Raw genomic sequence first — 16,202 nt, forward strand, 5'->3', positions numbered from 1 at the left:
CCCAGCCGGAGCACTATCATGACAGCACAGACCCAGGTTTTGAAAATCCGCCGACCAGATGACTGGCACGTCCATTTACGCGACGGCGATATGCTAAAAACCGTGGTGCCCTGGACCAGCGAAACCTATGCCCGCGCCATTGTGATGCCCAACCTTGCGCCGCCGGTGACTACCGTCGATGCGGCTATCGCCTATCGTCAGCGCATTCTGGACGCCGTCCCCGCCGGGCATGATTTCACCCCTCTGATGACCTGCTATTTGACCGATACCCTGAACGCCGATGAAATTGAGCGCGGTTATCGTGAAAACGTCTTCACGGCAGCAAAACTGTACCCGGCAAATGCGACCACCAACTCCAGCCACGGCGTTACCAGCATTGATGCGATCATGCCGGTACTGGAGCGTATGGAAAAGCTGGGGATGCCCCTGCTCGTTCACGGTGAAGTCACTCACGCTGACATCGATATCTTCGATCGCGAAGCCCGCTTTATTGAAACCGTCATGGAGCCGCTGCGTCAGCGCTTGCAGGGACTGAAAGTGGTGTTTGAGCATATCACCACCAAAGATGCGGCCGATTACGTGCGTGAAGGCAACGCGCTGCTGGCTGCGACCATCACGCCTCAGCATCTGATGTTTAACCGCAACCATATGCTGGTTGGCGGCGTGCGCCCGCACCTCTACTGCCTGCCCATTCTTAAGCGCAACATTCATCAGCAAGCGCTGCGAGAACTGGTCGCCAGTGGTTTTGAGCGGGCATTCCTTGGAACGGACTCAGCGCCTCACGCCCGCCACCGCAAAGAGACGAGCTGCGGTTGTGCAGGCTGCTTTAACGCACCGACGGCGCTTGCCAGCTACGCCACCGTCTTTGATGAGATGAATGCCCTTGAGCATTTTGAAGGTTTCTGTTCCCTGAACGGCCCGCGATTCTATGGCCTGCCGGTGAACGAAGGCTACGTTGAGCTGGTGCGTGAGGCGTCGACGGTAATGGAATCCATCACCCTTACTGATGATACGCTGATTCCTTTCCTTGCCGGTGAAACCGTACACTGGACGGTTAAACAGTAATTTTTTATTGCTCCCTGTTGTAAAAAGATAAAGTTAACTGTATATATATACAGTCATCGCAACAGGGGGCTGCCATGCGCATTGAAGTCACTATCGCTAAAACATCACCACTTCCGCCAGGCGCTATCGATGCCTTAGCCGGGGAGTTATCTCGCCGTTTAAATACCCATTTCCCCGAAACCGACAATACCATTACGGTGCGTTATGCCGCCGCTAATAATCTCTCCGTTTTGGGTGGCGCAAAAGACGATAAAGATCGTATCAGTGAAATCTTGCAGGAAACCTGGGAGAGTGCGGATGACTGGTTCATTCGCGATTAAATGATTCTCATTGTGTTGTGTTTGCCGGGTCGCCCCGGCTTTTTTTGTTTTCTTTTTGCGCTAAATTCTTACTGTTTTCGTATCCTGCTTAAAAATCACGGTTAACTCCCCGCCTTTTCATTCAAAAAAATCCACGTTACTGAAAATAATGTTGCAGAGTGTTATTTATTCGATCTAACAGGTTAAATATAGGTATACTAAAAAGGCTTCACAAAACATGCATTGAACCTCAGAAGTCGTTGTCATTAAACACGCCATGCGGGGGTTATGATGGAAAAGAATAATGAAGTCATCCAGACCCATCCCTTAGTAGGATGGGATATCAGCACAGTGGACAGCTATGACGCACTGATGCTGCGCTTGCATTACCAGACCCCAAACAGACCCGCTTCCGAGGACGCTGAAGTTGGGCAGACGTTGTGGTTAACGACTGATGTTGCCCGTCAGTTCATCTCTATATTAGAAGCGGGCATCGCCAAAATAGAATCTGGCGAGTACCAGGAAAATGAGTATCGCAGGCATTAGCGATAGTGCGCAATATTCACTCAAAGGCACCCTCCGGGTGCCTTATTTATTTCTCGCCTTGTATAACGCCTCCCGGTTATTTACCCTCCTGATTACGCATTCGCTGGAGAACAACATGAAATACGATCTGATTATCGTCGGGAGCGGTTCCGTTGGGGCTGCTGCCGGTTATTATGCGACGCGCGCCGGGCTAAAGGTGCTGATGACCGATGCGCATTTACCGCCTCATCAGGAAGGAAGCCACCACGGCGATACACGATTGATCCGCCACGCTTACGGTGAAGGTGAACGCTACGTGCCGCTGGTGCTTCGCGCACAGGCACTCTGGGATCAATTAGCGACAGAAAGCGGCGAACCGGTTTTTGAGCGCTCCGGGGTTATCAATCTTGGCCCCGCCCACTCCGAATTTCTGAACAACGTTGCAAAGAGCGCACAACAGTGGAACCTCGCGGTCGAGAAACTTGATGCCGCCTCACTGATGGCACGCTGGCCTGAAATTACGGTTCCGGATGATTACATTGGCTTGTTTGAAGCGGACTCCGGTTTTGTGCGCAGTGAACTGGCCATCAAAACCTGGATCCGTCTGGCACAGGAAGCAGGTTGCGCGCAACTGTTTAACTGCCCGGTCACGGCCATCCACTCAGTCGATGATGGCGTTACCGTTGAGACACCGGAAGGCACCTTCAGCGGCAGCAAATTATTGGTAAGCGCTGGCACCTGGGTATCAACACTGGTGCCAGGCCTGCCGATTCAGCCGGTACGTAAAGTCTTTGCCTGGTTCCAGGCCGATGGTCGTTACAGTAAGAAAAACAACTTCCCGGCGTTCACCGGCGAAATGCCTGACGGATCGCAATATTATGGATTTCCTGCTGACGAGAATGAGCTCAAGATTGGTAAGCACAACGGCGGGCAGTTGATAACCGATGCCAGCGAACGCGTGCCCTTTGGCAAGATTGCCTCGGACGGTTCGGAGTGCTTTGGCTTTTTACGCCAGTTTTTACCGGGTGTTGGCGGCTGCCTGTACGGCGCAGCCTGCACTTACGACAACTCCCCGGATGAGGATTTTATCATCGACACCGTACCAGGCCAGCCTGACATGTTGGTGGTCACCGGTCTGAGCGGTCATGGCTTCAAATTTGCGCCCGTGCTCGGCGAAATTGCTTCGCAGTTTGCCCAGGGTGAACGCAGTAATTTTGATTTGACGCCCTTCTCGCTTGCGCGTTTTGCTGGATAATCCCGAGGCGGCCTGATGGTCGCCTTTATTTTTTCTGGGGCCGGAGAAGCGATGCGTCGATTATTGCAGTTTGTGGTAAATAACGTGCGAGAGCACCTGATGGTGTATATCGTCCTGTGGTCTGTTATTGCGGTAATTGACTTAATATATGTGATTTGGGCAGAATGAAATATTGACAATTACTGACACTACTTTAAAGAAGGTTAATTTAGACACAGATTTTTTGAACAAGTCAACCCGCAGAAAACCACCATAAACAATGCGTTATGAGACAATTAGCACCCTATACACTCGAATCATCTGAACATATCTTCCAATTCTAATTCAAAAAAAATGACCAATGATAAATATTATCATTGAATGTTATTTTTAAGTTGATTTATTGATTCCCTCACGCCATTTTGAATTAACAATTACTCTTCTCGTGGTTAGCAAAATGCAATTGCGTAATTCTCCATCTCGTTATGGCGCTATTTCTGTTGCCCTGCACTGGCTGGTGGCCCTGACGGTATACGGTATGTTTGCGCTGGGCCTGTGGATGGTCACACTCAGTTATTATGATGGCTGGTACCATCAGGCACCTGAAATACACAAGAGCATTGGCATTCTGCTTATGCTGGGGCTGGTAATACGCCTCGTCTGGCGTCGCCTCTCTCCGCCGCCAGGCGCCTTAAAAAGCTACTCACGGCTAACCCGTATCAGCGCCGTCGTTGCGCATATCGCCCTCTATTTGCTGCTGTTCGGCATTCTTTTTAGCGGCTATCTGATTTCCACGGCGGATGGAAAACCCATCAGCGTCTTTGGTCTGTTTGAGGTTCCCGCGACGCTTGCGGACGCCGGGGCACAGGCGGATCTCGCGGGCGATATTCATCTTTGGTTGGCCTGGAGCGTCGTCATTCTGTCGGTGCTACATGGCCTTGCCGCGTTTAAACACCATTTCATCGATAAAGACGACACACTCAAGCGCATGCTGGGAAAATCGTCGCCTGACTCTGGAGCGTAAAATGAAGAAAAGCCTGCTGGGATTGACCCTCTCTGCATTACTGTTCACCACCGGTTCCGCGGTCGCTGCGGACTACAAAATTGATAAAGAGGGGCAACACGCCTTCGTTAATTTCCGTATCCAGCATCTCGGTTACAGCTGGCTGTACGGTACCTTCAAAGATTTCGACGGTACCTTTAGCTTCGATGAAGCAAATCCGGCATCCGACAAAGTCAATGTCACCATTAACACCAATAGCCTGGACACCAACCATGCTGAGCGTGATAAACATCTGCGTAGTGGCGAATTCCTGAATGTGGCGAAATTCCCGCAGGCGACATTTACCTCAACGGAAGTGAAGAAAGACGGAGATGGACTGGATATTACCGGCAATCTGACGCTGAATGGCGTGACCAAACCGGTCACCCTGGACGCGAAACTGATTGGTCAGGGAGACGACCCATGGGGTGGAAAACGCGCGGGCTTTGAAGCCAGTGGCAAGATCAAGCTTAAAGATTTTGGTATCACCACCGATCTCGGCCCGGCATCACAAGATGTTGAACTGATTATCTCGGTTGAAGGCGTACAGCAAAAATAAGTGCAAACTGGCCCGCTTGCGGGCCAGTTCTCAAACTTAATCCAGGTCAGGAATACCCAGTTTCGTATTCAGGCGACCCCGGGATTTATTAAAGATTTTATTGCCATTCTCCCGCCCGGCGCGGCGGCGACGCTGTTCATCTTCCGGTAACTGACTCTCTTCACAACACTGCTCACTGCAGCAACCGTGATATTTTTCAGCGCAGGCCGGACATTGAATAAACAGCAGATGACAGCCATCGTTACGGCAGTTGGTATGACTGTCACAGGATGCACCACACTGGTGACAGTGCGCGATAACATCATCGGAAATACGCTCACCCATACGCTCGTCGAAGACAAAGTTTTTGCCCACAAACCTCACCGGCAGGCCCTGTTCGCGGGCGCGGCGAGCATACTCAATAATACCGCCCTCAATGTGCGAGACTTTGTTAAAACCGTTGTGCTTCATCCATGCGCTGGCCTTCTCGCAGCGAATACCCCCGGTGCAGTACATGACAATGTTTTTGTCTTTATGCTCCTGCATCATTTCGACGGCTTTCGGCAATTGCTCGCGGAAGGTGTCCGCAGGAATTTCCAGCGCGCCTTCGAAGTGGCCCACTTCATATTCATAGTGGTTACGCATGTCGATAAACACGGCATCGGGATCATCCAGCATCGCATTGACGTCTGCGGCCTGCAGATAATCACCAACATTGCTGGCGTCAAAGGTTTCATCCTTAATACCATCGGCCACGATACGATCGCGCACTTTCATGCGCAGTACCCAGAATGATTTACCATCATCGTCAATCGCGATGTTAAGTCGTAAACCCCTTAAGGCAGGATCGAAGGCATCTAAACAGTCACGCAGAGCGGACAACTGGCTTTCAGGTACGCTGATTTGCGCATTGATACCTTCGTGTGCTAAATACACGCGTCCAAAGACATTCAGTTTGGTGAATGCCTGGTAGAGTGCATCGCGGGTGCTTTGCGGGTTCACAATGGTGAAGTACTTGTAGAAAGAGACCGTGGTACGTGGCTCCGTTTCTGCAAGCATGCGGGCTTTGAGTTCATCGTTAGAGATGCGGTTGTGTAACACTGGCATGGTGTACGTTTTCCTGCGAAACAGTAGTGAATAAAAAACCGGCGCATCATAAAGCAATTACTGACAATTTACATCCACACAATTTGCGCTACATTTTAGCATCGCACTTATCAGGGATATAAATAGTTCAAAGAGAGAGCAATGCGTCGTTTATTTTGGTTAAGGACCAAAAAATGCGACACTTTAGGGAATAGTTACGTAATACAGGATAGACATGACGCATTTACCCAAATTTTCCGCTTCATTACTGCACCCACGTTTTTGGTTTCTCTGGGCTGGTATTGGGTTGTTATGGTTAGTCGTTCAACTCCCCTACCCGGTTATTTACCGCCTGGGTTGTGCGCTGGGCCATCTGGGACAAAAGGTGATGAAGCGCCGCGTTCACATTGCGCAGCGCAATCTCGAACTCTGCTTTCCGCAGATGAGCGATGCTGAACGCCAGCAGATGGTTGATAAGAACTTCGAGTCAGTCGGCATGGGCGTAATGGAAACCGGCATGGCCTGGTTCTGGTCAGACAAAAGGATACAGCGTTGGGTGGAGGTGACCGGTATGGACAATACGCGGATGCACTTTCAGCAGGGCAAAGGCATTTTGCTCATTGGTATCCATTTTCTGACGCTGGAGTTAGGCGCGCGCGTATTCGGTATGAACATCCCCGGCATTGGCGTCTACCGTCCTAACGATAACCCCGTTCTCGACTGGTTGCAGACTTGGGGACGTTTACGCTCCAATAAAACCATGATCGATCGCAAAGATCTGAAAGGCATGGTACGGGCGTTAAAAAATGGCGATGTCGTCTGGTATGCACCCGACCATGATTATGGCCCTCGCGCCAGCGCCTTTGTCCCTCTCTTTGCTGTTGAGCAGGCCGCCACTACAACCGGTACCTGGATGCTGGCACGTATGTCTAAAGCGTGCCTGGTCCCTTTTGTGCCACGACGTAAGCCTGACGGTAAAGGTTACGAACTGATCATGCTCGAAGGCGAAACGTCTCCGCCGCTGGACAGCGCGGAAGAGACGGCGGCATGGATGAATAAGGTGATTGAGCGCTGCATCCTGATGGCGCCCGAACAGTATATGTGGATGCACCGTCGCTTCAAAACGCGCCCTGAGGGCGTCCCTTCTCGCTATTAATTTACGGGCGATCCCAAAGGATCGCCCTTTTTGTCCATGTTTAAAACCCATATACGTTGCAGGGATCATCACGCTGGCGCATAATTAGCCTGCTTATCAATTCCAATTGCCAATAATTCGCGCTCGGGCGCTTAATGCGAAACGTCATGTCATCTTCTGCTCCCATAAACTGGAAACGTAATCTCACCGTTGCCTGGATAGGCTGTTTCTTAACCGGTGCTGCCTTTAGCCTGGTGATGCCTTTTCTGCCCCTCTACGTCGAACAACTCGGCGTAACCGGCCATGGCGCCCTCAACATGTGGTCTGGCCTGGTCTTCAGCATTACGTTTTTGTTTTCCGCGATGGCTTCGCCCTTCTGGGGTGGGCTTGCCGACCGTAAAGGGCGTAAAATTATGCTCTTACGCTCAGCGCTGGGCATGGCTTGCGTGATGGCATTGATGGGCTTTGCGCAAAACATCTGGCAGTTGCTGGTTCTGCGAGCCCTGCTCGGTCTGCTGGGGGGATTTATTCCCAATGCGAACGCCTTGATTGCTACCCAGATGCCGCGTAATCGCAGTGGCTGGGCCATGGGTACGCTGTCAACGGGCGGCGTGGCAGGGGCGCTGCTTGGCCCTCTTGCAGGCGGACTGCTTGCCGATACCTACGGCTTACGGATGGTCTTTTTCATTACCGCTATTGTCCTGTTCCTCTGCTTTTTACTGACGCTGGTCTGTATCAGAGAAAATTTTGTCCCGGTGCCAAAGAAAGAGATGCTCCACGCCAGGGAGGTTTTTGCCTCGCTGAAAAATCCGCGTCTGGTACTGGGTCTGTTTATTACCACCATGATTATCCAGGTCGCCACCGGTTCCATTGCGCCCATCCTCACGCTGTATGTTCGCGAGCTGGCGGGCAATGTCGGCAATATTGCCTTTATCAGCGGCATGATCGCCTCGGTGCCGGGTGTCGCAGCGTTAATGAGCGCACCGCGGCTGGGCCGGCTTGGCGATCGAATCGGCCCCGAGAAAATTCTGGTTGTTGCACTGGTTATCTCTGTCCTGCTGCTGATACCCATGGCCTGGGTTCAGGCGCCCTGGCAGCTCGGCTTACTGCGCTTTTTGCTGGGTGCTGCGGACGGCGCACTGCTGCCGGCAGTGCAAACGCTGCTGGTGTATAACTCCACCAACCAGGTCGCTGGCCGTATATTCAGTTATAACCAGTCTTTCCGCGATATAGGTAACGTCACCGGCCCTTTACTGGGCGCGGCCGTCTCCGCCAGCTACGGTTTTCGTACCGTCTTTCTGGTCACCGCCGGGGTGGTTCTCTTCAACGCCATTTATTCGTGGCTGAGCTGGCAAAATAAACCCGCGCGGGTGGCTGTCACTGCCTCCGCGGTTAATCCGCAGCGGTCACTTAACACTGATGACTGATTTTTTACCCTGCTGATTTGCAAAATCCCATAATCAACTATTCTTTCCCTGAACACTTCGTCAAATTACAGGGAGAAACCTATGACCATGTACGCCACGCTTGAAGAAGCCATTGATGCCGCGCGCGAAGAATTTCTGGCTAACAATCCAGGAGTTAGCGAAGAAGAGGCAAACGTACAGCAGTTCAATATTCAGAAATACGTACTGCAGGATGGCGACATCATGTGGCAGGCTGAATTCTTCGCCGATGAAGGGGATGACGGTGAATGCCTGCCTATGTTGAGTGGTGAAGCAGCGCAGAGCGTGTTTGACGACAATTTCGATGAAATCGAGATACGTCAGGAGTGGCTGGAAGAGAATACGCTGCACGAGTGGGACGAAGGTGAATTTCAACTTGAGCCGCCCCTCGACACCGAAGAAGGCCGCGCCGCCGCTGACGAGTGGGACGAGCGCTAATTACTCGTAGGGCCCATGATTGGCATCAATGGGTAACAGTAGCGTGTCGAACACCAGCGAGAAGGGCAAATCCAGCACCGTCACGTAGCGCCACGCAGAATCACGGACATCCCATTTTACGCCAGGGTAGTACTGATTACCGTGCCCCTGGCCTGGAATCGTCCGGCTGATAATACTGCCGCATCCGCTAAGCAGGCACGCTACCAGTGCCACAACAAGTATTCTCACTAAGACCTCACTTTTCGTGATAAAAAAATACCGGCACACTGGCCGGTATTTTCCATTATGGCGGCTTACTTCGCCTTGAGTGCCTGCGGATTGAGTTTCAAATCCTGATAGTAATTCACCCAGGAAAGATACTTCTCCGGTGCTGCCCAGACGCGATAATGCAGGCGCGACAGCGTAACAGGGTCGCTAAGCAATACCAGTCGACGATCGCGATTCAGTTTGTCAGGTGTCTCATTGAGCGCCTGTTCAACATGTCGATCGCGGGCGATTTCCAGGATATCACTTGCACGGTGGCGCGCCGTTGCCATGGCGGTTGCCAGCGCATTAAACGACGGATTGAACACCGCGTGCATGAAGCCCTGCTCCAGAGAACGGCTACGGTTCAGCTCCAGATACCTGTCGGTATCGACCAGGACCTGTGGCGGAGAATACTCTTCCGGGATCAGGAACAGTTTCCAGCGCTTGGTACGCATCCCCATCGTCGAGCGGCTGGAGATGACCGACACGAACGGCGAGAGGATAAGCGAGAAGACAATCGGCGCCAGCCAGAACAGGAAACGTAAGTCCAGCCAGGCCATCCCAACCGCCCAGACCAGCCCCAGCAATAGCTGCGAGCCGTGGCGCATAAAGGCTTCTCCCCATGGCGTGGAGTCATCATCACGCTGCGGCGAATTCCAGACCACCTCCCAACCCAGGAACGCACTGACCACGAATACGGTGTGGAACAGCATACGGACCGGCGCCAGCAGTACAGAGAACAGCACTTCAAGCAACAGAGAAGCCGTTACCCGGAAGAAACCGCCGTACTCTTTGGGCCCTTTACACCAGACCAGGATAATACTCAGCAGTTTCGGCAGGAACAGCAGCACCATCGTCGAGGCAAAGAGCGCAATGGCCAGTTCCGGACGCCACTGTGGCCACACCGGGAAGAGCTGGCGCGGTTGCAGGAAGTACTGCGGTTCAGTAAGCGCATGCACGACCTGCAGCGCCGTCGACAGGACCAGGAACATAAACCACAGCGGCGCTGACAGATACGACATGACCCCTGTCAGGAAGACGGCGCGGTGAACCGGATGCATCCCTTTAACCAGGAACAGACGGAAGTTCATCAGGTTACCGTGACACCAGCGACGGTCGCGTTTCAGTTCATCCAGCAAGTTTGGCGGCAGTTCTTCATAAGAGCCTGGCAGATCGTAAGCAATCCACACGCCCCAACCCGCACGGCGCATCAAGGCCGCTTCGACAAAGTCGTGCGAGAGGATTGAACCAGCGAACGACCCTTCACCCGGCAGCGGCGCTAACGCGCAGTGCTCAATAAAGGGCTGAACACGGATAATCGCGTTATGGCCCCAGTAGTGGGATTCCCCCAACTGCCAGAAATGGAGCCCGGCAGTAAAGAGTGGACCGTAAACACGGGTCGCGAACTGCTGGCAACGCGCATACAGCGTGTCCATGCCGGAGGCTTTTGGCGAAGACTGGATGATACCGGCGTTCGGGTTGGCTTCCATCAGACGCACCAGCCCTGAGAGACACTCGCCTGTCATCACGGAGTCAGCATCCAGAACCACCATATAGCTGTACTGGTTACCCCAGCGACGGCAGAAGTCATCAATGTTACCGCTTTTGCGTTTTACGCGGCGGCGACGGCGACGATAGAAGATCTGTCCTTCACCTTGCACCTCGGCAATCAGCTCCATCCACGCTTTCTGTTCCGCAACGCAGATATCCGGGTTGTAGCTGTCACTGAGAATGTAAACGTCAAAGTGCGCTCCGTTTCCAGTGGCTTTGACCGATTCCCAGGTCGCCCGCAGCCCGGCGAAGACACGATCCACGTCTTCGTTACAGATAGGCATGATCAGCGCAGTACGGTGCTCAGGGTTGAGCGGCTCGTCACCCACCGTTGAGGCAGAGATACTGTACTTATCTCGCCCAATCAGTAGCTGCAGGAAGCCCATCAACGCGGTCCAGAACCCGGCAGACACCCAACAAAACAGAATCGCAAACAGAATGAGAATGCCCGTTTGCAACACATAAGGCAGGAGTTGCATAAAGGAGACCCAAAGATCCTGCCCCGCCATATCGGTTGGATTAATCAGTGCCCACCCCTGGTAAGGGAGGATGGTCTTCATGTACCAGGTTGCGACAACGGTTTGTGCCAACGTCAGGAGCAGCAAAATATAGCGGCGGATCGAACCGACCATACGCCACTTCTGCTCACTGGCCTGCTGATCTTTGGTCAAGCGCGACATATAACGTGGCTGCACATTGCGACCACGCAATCTGTCCCAGAAGCGACCAATGGGATTGGTACGCCAGGGATCGGGGAACATGGAAGAGCGCGTAGCCTTCGGCATGGCCTGTAGCTGATCGCGGCCTTCATCATCTTTGATCAACTGACCTTCAGCAAGCGAATCCGGCCAGCTGTGTTCAAGACGCGCTTTCACGGAACCCAGCGGCGTGTCGTCTTCGCGCGCCCACGCTGAACGTCCACCATTCAGCGCGTTATGCACGTCAGCCAGACTGTCTGTCGGCAACACTGCCTTCTCCGTCGTGGATAGCGGCAGCGCGTCGATATACTCAGTTATCTTATTCATTGGCAGGTAGCTGATAGCTCCAGGTTTCACTCAGGGTCTGATCGGCATTGACGAGCGCGGCACGCATATCCGTGGTTTTCTTCGGATCTTTCACCTTAACGCGCAGCATCAAACGCCAACCTTGCGTCACAGGATTATAGCGAACGCTGTTTTCCACAATTTCGCCGTTGTCACCAATGCTCGCCTGGGCGGTGACCGGGGTATCCTGCGGCAGCTGTTTCATGTCCTGACCCGTAAAGTCGACCACGAAAGCGAGGGTGCCATCCGGTTGACGGATAAGGTTCGACTGCTTCACATCGCCCGTAGAACGACGGGTCTGCGTAACCCAGGCGTTGTCCGGCGCGTGCAGCTTATCTTCGTCACGGCTAAAGGTGATGGTGTACTTGAAGTTCATCTCTTTACCGGCTTCCGGCAGCTGATCCGGTGTCCAGTACGCCACGATGTTATCGTTAGTTTCATCGTTCGTCGGGATTTCTACCAACTCGATTTTACCTTTGCCCCACTCGCCTTGCGGAGTCACCCAGGCGCTCGGTCGCAGATCATAACGATCGTCAATATCCTCAAAGCGAGAGAACTCACGGCCACGCTGGAGCAAGCCAAAGCCCTGCGGGTTTTCCATTGCGTAGCTGCTAACGGCGAGATGTTTCGGGTTATTCAGCGGACGCCAGATCCACTCTCCGTTACCGGCATGCATCGACAGACCGTTAGAGTCATGCAATTCAGGGCGGTAGTTGGTGGCCGGTGACGGCTGAGAAGGGCCAAACAGGAACATACTGGTCAGAGGCGCAACGCCAAGCTTGCCGACTTTGTCACGCAAATAGACTTTCGACTGCACGTCGATAACCGTATCGCGACCAGGAATGATCACAAAACGGTAAGCGCCAGTCGCACGTGGCGAGTCCAGCAGTGCGTAAATCGTCAGGCGCTTGTCGGTCGGCTTCGGACGTTCAATCCAGAACTCTTTAAAGTGCGGGAACTCTTCGCCGGACGGCAGTGCGGTATCGATAGCCAGACCACGTGCAGAGAGGCCGTAAACCTGACCGGCACCAATCACGCGGAAGTAGCTGGCACCCAGCATGCTGACGATTTCGTCGTTTTTATCTTTATTATTAATGGGGTAAAGGACTTTGAAACCGGCGTATCCAAGATCTTTCACCGTGTCTTTGTCGTGCTGCACGTTACCAAAGTTGAAATAATCCGGATTGTATTTAATTTTGCGAACAGCAGTGGCGGTCACTTCGTTGAGGGTCACTGGCGTGTCGAAGTACATGCCCTGATGATAAAATTCAAGCTTGAATGGGGTTTTTGTGGCGTTCCACCAGGCCTTATCGTGGTTGAACTGAATTTGTTGATAATCCGCGTATTTCATATCACGGAACGCGGAAGGCAGGTTGCTCTTAGGCGCTTCATAGCCTTTGCCTGCCAGGGATTGTGCCTGTTTTGCGACATCGTCAATAGAAAAAGCCCAGCCTGATGACGTATAAAGAGACAGCAGAACCGCGGCACCCAGCCAACGCATTTTCATCATTCGTAATTTAGGTTTCATAATAACTAAGCACTTCCCCCTTTGTGTGCTTAAATCGATCCGATCCATTTTAATGGAAATACAAGCAATCCGACAACTGAATCCCCTCTTTGTTCTCTATGCCGGCTCAGTCAATAAACAATTAAAACTAACCCTTTAGGGATTTAGGTGCTTATCCTGGAGACTGTCTGCGGGACATAGTGTAGGGTTACTTGCGAATGTAATCATTATTTGTCTTATGGATAAGACGAAAAGTCTGAGAATCAATGGAGTTATATGTGAGCAATGTACCTGTACAACGTGAATATTTTCTTGATTCCATCCGCGCATGGCTCATGTTGCTGGGGATCCCCTTTCACATTTCACTCATTTACTCCAGCCATATGTGGCATGTTAACAGTGCCCATCCTTCCTGGTGGTTAACGCTGTTTAATGATGCGATTCATGCTTTTCGCATGCAGGTATTTTTCGTCATCTCGGGTTACTTCTCTTACATGCTTTATCTGCGTTATCCCGTCAAGCGCTGGTGGACTGTGCGTGTAGAACGCGTCGGGATCCCTATGCTCACCGCTATTCCGCTTTTGACGCTACCGCAATTCCTTATGCTGCAGTATGTCAATGCGCGCACTGACACCTGGCACACTCTGTCAACGTATGACAAATTCAATACGCTTGTGTGGGAGCTGATCTCACATTTGTGGTTCCTGCTGGTGCTGGTGGTCCTGACTACAATCAGTATGTGGCTATTCAGAAAGATAAAAAATAACGCCGACCGCTTCCTGAATGACATTAACTGGGCAAAAATCTCGGTTGCCTTTTTGATTTTTGGCGTGCTTTATGCCGCACTGCGTCGACTGATTTTTATGGTCTATCCCGATATTTTGCGAGACGGCCTGTTTAACTTTACCGTTATGCAATCGCTGTTCTACATCCCCTTCTTCCTGCTCGGGGCACTGGCCTTTATCAATCCACGGCTGAAATCACTGTTCCTCACGCCCTCCCCTGCCTGCATTTTAGGCTCGATAGTGGCGTTTGCCGCCTACCTGCTGAATCAAAAATACGGCAGCGGCGACGCCTGGATGTACGAAACGGAGTCAGTGATTACCATGCTTTTAGGGGTGTGGATGGTGAATGTGGTCTTCTCACTGGGCTACCGTCTGCTCAATTTCCAGTCGGCTCGCGTGAGCTATTTCGTGAATGCTTCGTTGTTTATCTATCTTGTGCACCATCCGCTGACGCTGTTCTTTGGTGCCTGGATAACGCCAATGATTCATTCCAATCTGCTGGGATTTTTAACCGGGCTGGTGTTCGTGAACGGCTGCGCGTTGCTGCTTTATGAAGCCCACTTACGTATTCCGGTACTCAAATTCCTGTTCTCCGGTAAACCGCAGCGTAAAGAGAGTCATGCACCGACAGCAGCACGCTAACGCCATGAGGGCTGCTCATTTCCTCAGAGCAGCCACTCCACCGGCAGCCAGTACGCCAGTTTTACCAGTACGCGCTGCCAGAAACGGGTTTGCGGCTCCTTAGTCAGAAGAACCTCTTTACCCTCTCGCTCTTCCAGCCAGTTAATCCTGCCCCACTTATCGAGCCGTAACTGCCAGGCGGCCGCTTTTTGGCTACGAATAAATCGATGGTGAATTTGCTGTGCCAGCGTCTCGCTCTCAATGACAAACCCCATTTCGGTATTAAGCATCGCCGAACGCGGATCGAAATTGAAGGAACCAATAAAGACTTTCTTGCCATCAACACTGAAGGTTTTGGCGTGCAGGCTGGAGCCAGAGTTGCCTGTAATACCGCGGTCGTGCAGCGGGTGTGGACCATCATGGGTCGGCTTGAGTTCATAAAGCTCAATCCCATGACGCAATAATTTCTTACGCCAGCGCGCATACCCCGCATGTACCACGCTAACATCATTCGCGGCCAGTGAGTTCGTCAGAATAGCGACGCGGACGCCTTTACGGACCATTTGTAAAAGCTGCGCCACGCCGGCTCGGCCCGGTACAAAATAGGCGGAGATGATATCGATTTGTCTTTCCGGCTTGCCCATAACATTGAGCAAACGTTGCGGTAACAGCGTGCGCAGATGGGCTTTGCCCTCGCCTTTTCGCGGATCGTCACTGAGCAGGCGCGTTTTCGCCCAAATCAGCGGCAACTCCCCCTGTTCCAGCTGGCTGGCAAAATGTGTCTTCTCCAGAGTGCGAAGATAACGGGCCGCGGTAGGATCCTGATACCATGCATCTGGCATGCGAATTTGCTCGCCGATAGCCTCTGTCTCAATATCCAGCACATGCTGTAACGGCGAGACGCAGGCTGAACGCCAGTAACGCTCGAAATCCCGTTCAACGTCTGAAACCACCGGGCCAATGGCCATCACATCTAAATCGGTAAAAAGCGGCTCTTCGCCTACGCCAAAATAGGCATCACCAATGTTGCGCCCGCCGACAATGGTGACCACGCCGTCAGCCGTAAAGCCCTTGTTATGCATCCGCCGATTGAGCCGGGCAAAGTCGGTGAGATACCCCAGCGCTCTGAGGGTGCGAAATGAGAAAGGATTGAAAAGACGAACCTCAATGCGCGGGTGTGCATTAAGCTGGCGCAGCGCATCATCCATGCCAGAGGTGTTGTTATCGTCGAGCAGAATGCGCACCGTTACCCCCCTGTCCGCCGCCGCCAGCAGGGCCAGAAACAGCAGGCGCCCGGACATGTCGTCATCCCAAATGTAATACTGCACATCCAGTCTGGACTGCGCCATCTCCGCCAGGCGATGACGAGCCACAAAGGCATCCATGCTGTCGTCCAGCGCGACCAGACCACATAACCCTTCGTGTTTTGCGCAAAGGGGTATGACAGCTCGCCCCAGCCGGGTGTCAGGCTGGGCAGGGGTGGTTTCAGGAAGCAAGGGAGCGTTTCCGGGTATGTTTCGTCTCATAAGAGCAAAGTATATCTGCCCTTCCACCGTTAGGTTGGTGTGTTAATCCGAAACAGTCATCGCAGGCGACGAGAAAGCAAACCAGGGACAACGCATCGCCTGAGGAGATGCCCACA

At 52.6% G+C, this 16,202-nt stretch carries 16 protein-coding genes; 11 read left to right on the forward strand and 5 right to left on the reverse strand.

Annotated elements, in window-relative coordinates; translation table 11 throughout:
* Positions 1-18: 18 nt before the first annotated feature.
* From pyrC to ACUY4Q_RS14925, 7 genes are all read left to right on the forward strand, one after another.
* Positions 19-1,065, forward strand: coding sequence for a dihydroorotase (gene pyrC, locus ACUY4Q_RS14895; RefSeq protein ID WP_458043519.1), 1,047 nt, complete (start codon positions 19-21; stop codon positions 1,063-1,065).
* Positions 1,066-1,139: 74 nt separating this feature from the next.
* Positions 1,140-1,385 carry a DNA damage-inducible protein I gene (dinI, locus tag ACUY4Q_RS14900; RefSeq protein WP_458043520.1) on the forward strand — a complete coding sequence of 82 codons (246 nt, stop codon included), beginning with the start codon at positions 1,140-1,142 and terminating at the stop codon, positions 1,383-1,385.
* Positions 1,386-1,655: 270 nt separating this feature from the next.
* A complete protein-coding gene (gene bssS / locus ACUY4Q_RS14905) occupies positions 1,656-1,910 on the forward strand; it encodes a biofilm formation regulator BssS (RefSeq protein WP_437430544.1) in 255 nt (84 codons plus the stop codon).
* A gap of 115 nt (positions 1,911-2,025) precedes the next feature.
* On the forward strand, positions 2,026-3,144 hold the full coding sequence (solA, locus tag ACUY4Q_RS14910; RefSeq protein WP_458043521.1) for an N-methyl-L-tryptophan oxidase: 1,119 nt from the start codon (positions 2,026-2,028) through the stop codon (positions 3,142-3,144).
* A 51-nt stretch (positions 3,145-3,195) separates the two neighbouring features.
* The gene (locus tag ACUY4Q_RS14915) at positions 3,196-3,312 is read left to right on the forward strand and encodes a YceO family protein (RefSeq protein ID WP_458047353.1); all 117 of its coding nucleotides are present in this window, start codon (positions 3,196-3,198) and stop codon (positions 3,310-3,312) included.
* A gap of 268 nt (positions 3,313-3,580) precedes the next feature.
* Positions 3,581-4,147, forward strand: a complete 567-nt coding sequence (locus ACUY4Q_RS14920; RefSeq protein WP_458043522.1) for a cytochrome b — start codon at positions 3,581-3,583, stop codon at positions 4,145-4,147.
* A gap of 1 nt (position 4,148) precedes the next feature.
* Positions 4,149-4,724: a YceI family protein gene (locus ACUY4Q_RS14925; protein WP_458043523.1), complete on the forward strand. Its 576-nt coding sequence runs from the start codon at positions 4,149-4,151 to the stop codon at positions 4,722-4,724.
* A 36-nt stretch (positions 4,725-4,760) separates the two neighbouring features.
* Here the strand turns inward: ACUY4Q_RS14925 and trhO are convergent, their stop codons facing one another.
* The gene (trhO, locus tag ACUY4Q_RS14930) at positions 4,761-5,810 is read right to left on the reverse strand and encodes an oxygen-dependent tRNA uridine(34) hydroxylase TrhO (RefSeq protein ID WP_458043524.1); all 1,050 of its coding nucleotides are present in this window, start codon (positions 5,808-5,810) and stop codon (positions 4,761-4,763) included.
* 214 nt (positions 5,811-6,024) lie between these two features.
* Between trhO and ACUY4Q_RS14935 the strand changes: the two genes are divergently transcribed.
* The 3 genes from ACUY4Q_RS14935 (at position 6,025) to ACUY4Q_RS14945 (ending at position 8,807) form a co-directional block, all read left to right on the forward strand.
* Positions 6,025-6,945 carry a Kdo(2)-lipid IV(A) acyltransferase gene (locus tag ACUY4Q_RS14935; protein WP_458043525.1) on the forward strand — a complete coding sequence of 307 codons (921 nt, stop codon included), beginning with the start codon at positions 6,025-6,027 and terminating at the stop codon, positions 6,943-6,945.
* Between the two features lie 146 nt (positions 6,946-7,091).
* A complete protein-coding gene (mdtG, locus tag ACUY4Q_RS14940) occupies positions 7,092-8,351 on the forward strand; it encodes a multidrug efflux MFS transporter MdtG (RefSeq protein WP_458043526.1) in 1,260 nt (419 codons plus the stop codon).
* Between the two features lie 81 nt (positions 8,352-8,432).
* Entirely contained in the window at positions 8,433-8,807 is a 375-nt protein-coding gene (locus ACUY4Q_RS14945) for a MysB family protein (RefSeq protein WP_458043527.1), read from the forward strand.
* On the opposite strand, the gene ACUY4Q_RS14950 is transcribed toward ACUY4Q_RS14945, so the two are convergent.
* The 3 genes from ACUY4Q_RS14950 to mdoG form a co-directional block, all read right to left on the reverse strand.
* Positions 8,808-9,035 (reverse strand): YceK/YidQ family lipoprotein, encoded by a 228-nt coding sequence (locus ACUY4Q_RS14950; RefSeq protein ID WP_458043528.1) that lies wholly within the window; start codon positions 9,033-9,035, stop codon positions 8,808-8,810.
* Positions 9,036-9,100: 65 nt separating this feature from the next.
* Complete coding sequence (gene mdoH / locus ACUY4Q_RS14955) at positions 9,101-11,629, reverse strand: glucans biosynthesis glucosyltransferase MdoH (protein WP_458043529.1); 2,529 nt, start codon at positions 11,627-11,629, stop codon at positions 9,101-9,103.
* Positions 11,622-13,157, reverse strand: a complete 1,536-nt coding sequence (mdoG, locus tag ACUY4Q_RS14960) for a glucans biosynthesis protein MdoG (protein WP_458047354.1) — start codon at positions 13,155-13,157, stop codon at positions 11,622-11,624. Before mdoG ends, mdoH begins: the two co-directional genes overlap by 8 nt.
* 275 nt (positions 13,158-13,432) lie before the next feature.
* Between mdoG and mdoC the strand changes: the two genes are divergently transcribed.
* On the forward strand, positions 13,433-14,581 hold the full coding sequence (mdoC, locus tag ACUY4Q_RS14965; RefSeq protein WP_458043530.1) for a glucans biosynthesis protein MdoC: 1,149 nt from the start codon (positions 13,433-13,435) through the stop codon (positions 14,579-14,581).
* A gap of 23 nt (positions 14,582-14,604) precedes the next feature.
* Here mdoC and ACUY4Q_RS14970 read toward each other — a convergent pair whose 3' ends face one another.
* Positions 14,605-16,056: a phospholipase D family protein gene (locus tag ACUY4Q_RS14970; RefSeq protein WP_458043531.1), complete on the reverse strand. Its 1,452-nt coding sequence runs from the start codon at positions 16,054-16,056 to the stop codon at positions 14,605-14,607.
* Between the last annotated feature and the right edge of the window lie 146 nt (positions 16,057-16,202).

The organism is Phytobacter cepae, assembly GCF_054165735.1.

Bases quoted from the DNA above. Each gene is read 5' to 3' on its own strand.
- ACUY4Q_RS14945 (WP_458043527.1), top strand. From the start codon at position 8,433: ATGACCATGTACGCCACGCTTGAAGAAGCCATTGATGCCGCGCGCGAA.
- dinI (WP_458043520.1), top strand. From the start codon at position 1,140: ATGCGCATTGAAGTCACTATCGCTAAAACATCACCACTTCCGCCAGGC.
- ACUY4Q_RS14935 (WP_458043525.1), top strand. From the start codon at position 6,025: ATGACGCATTTACCCAAATTTTCCGCTTCATTACTGCACCCACGTTTT.
- mdoG (WP_458047354.1), bottom strand. From the start codon at position 13,157: ATGATGAAAATGCGTTGGCTGGGTGCCGCGGTTCTGCTGTCTCTTTAT.
- pyrC (WP_458043519.1), top strand. From the start codon at position 19: ATGACAGCACAGACCCAGGTTTTGAAAATCCGCCGACCAGATGACTGG.
- ACUY4Q_RS14915 (WP_458047353.1), top strand. From the start codon at position 3,196: ATGCGTCGATTATTGCAGTTTGTGGTAAATAACGTGCGAGAGCACCTG.
- ACUY4Q_RS14925 (WP_458043523.1), top strand. From the start codon at position 4,149: ATGAAGAAAAGCCTGCTGGGATTGACCCTCTCTGCATTACTGTTCACC.
- trhO (WP_458043524.1), bottom strand. From the start codon at position 5,810: ATGCCAGTGTTACACAACCGCATCTCTAACGATGAACTCAAAGCCCGC.
- mdoH (WP_458043529.1), bottom strand. From the start codon at position 11,629: ATGAATAAGATAACTGAGTATATCGACGCGCTGCCGCTATCCACGACG.
- ACUY4Q_RS14920 (WP_458043522.1), top strand. From the start codon at position 3,581: ATGCAATTGCGTAATTCTCCATCTCGTTATGGCGCTATTTCTGTTGCC.
- bssS (WP_437430544.1), top strand. From the start codon at position 1,656: ATGGAAAAGAATAATGAAGTCATCCAGACCCATCCCTTAGTAGGATGG.
- mdtG (WP_458043526.1), top strand. From the start codon at position 7,092: ATGTCATCTTCTGCTCCCATAAACTGGAAACGTAATCTCACCGTTGCC.
- solA (WP_458043521.1), top strand. From the start codon at position 2,026: ATGAAATACGATCTGATTATCGTCGGGAGCGGTTCCGTTGGGGCTGCT.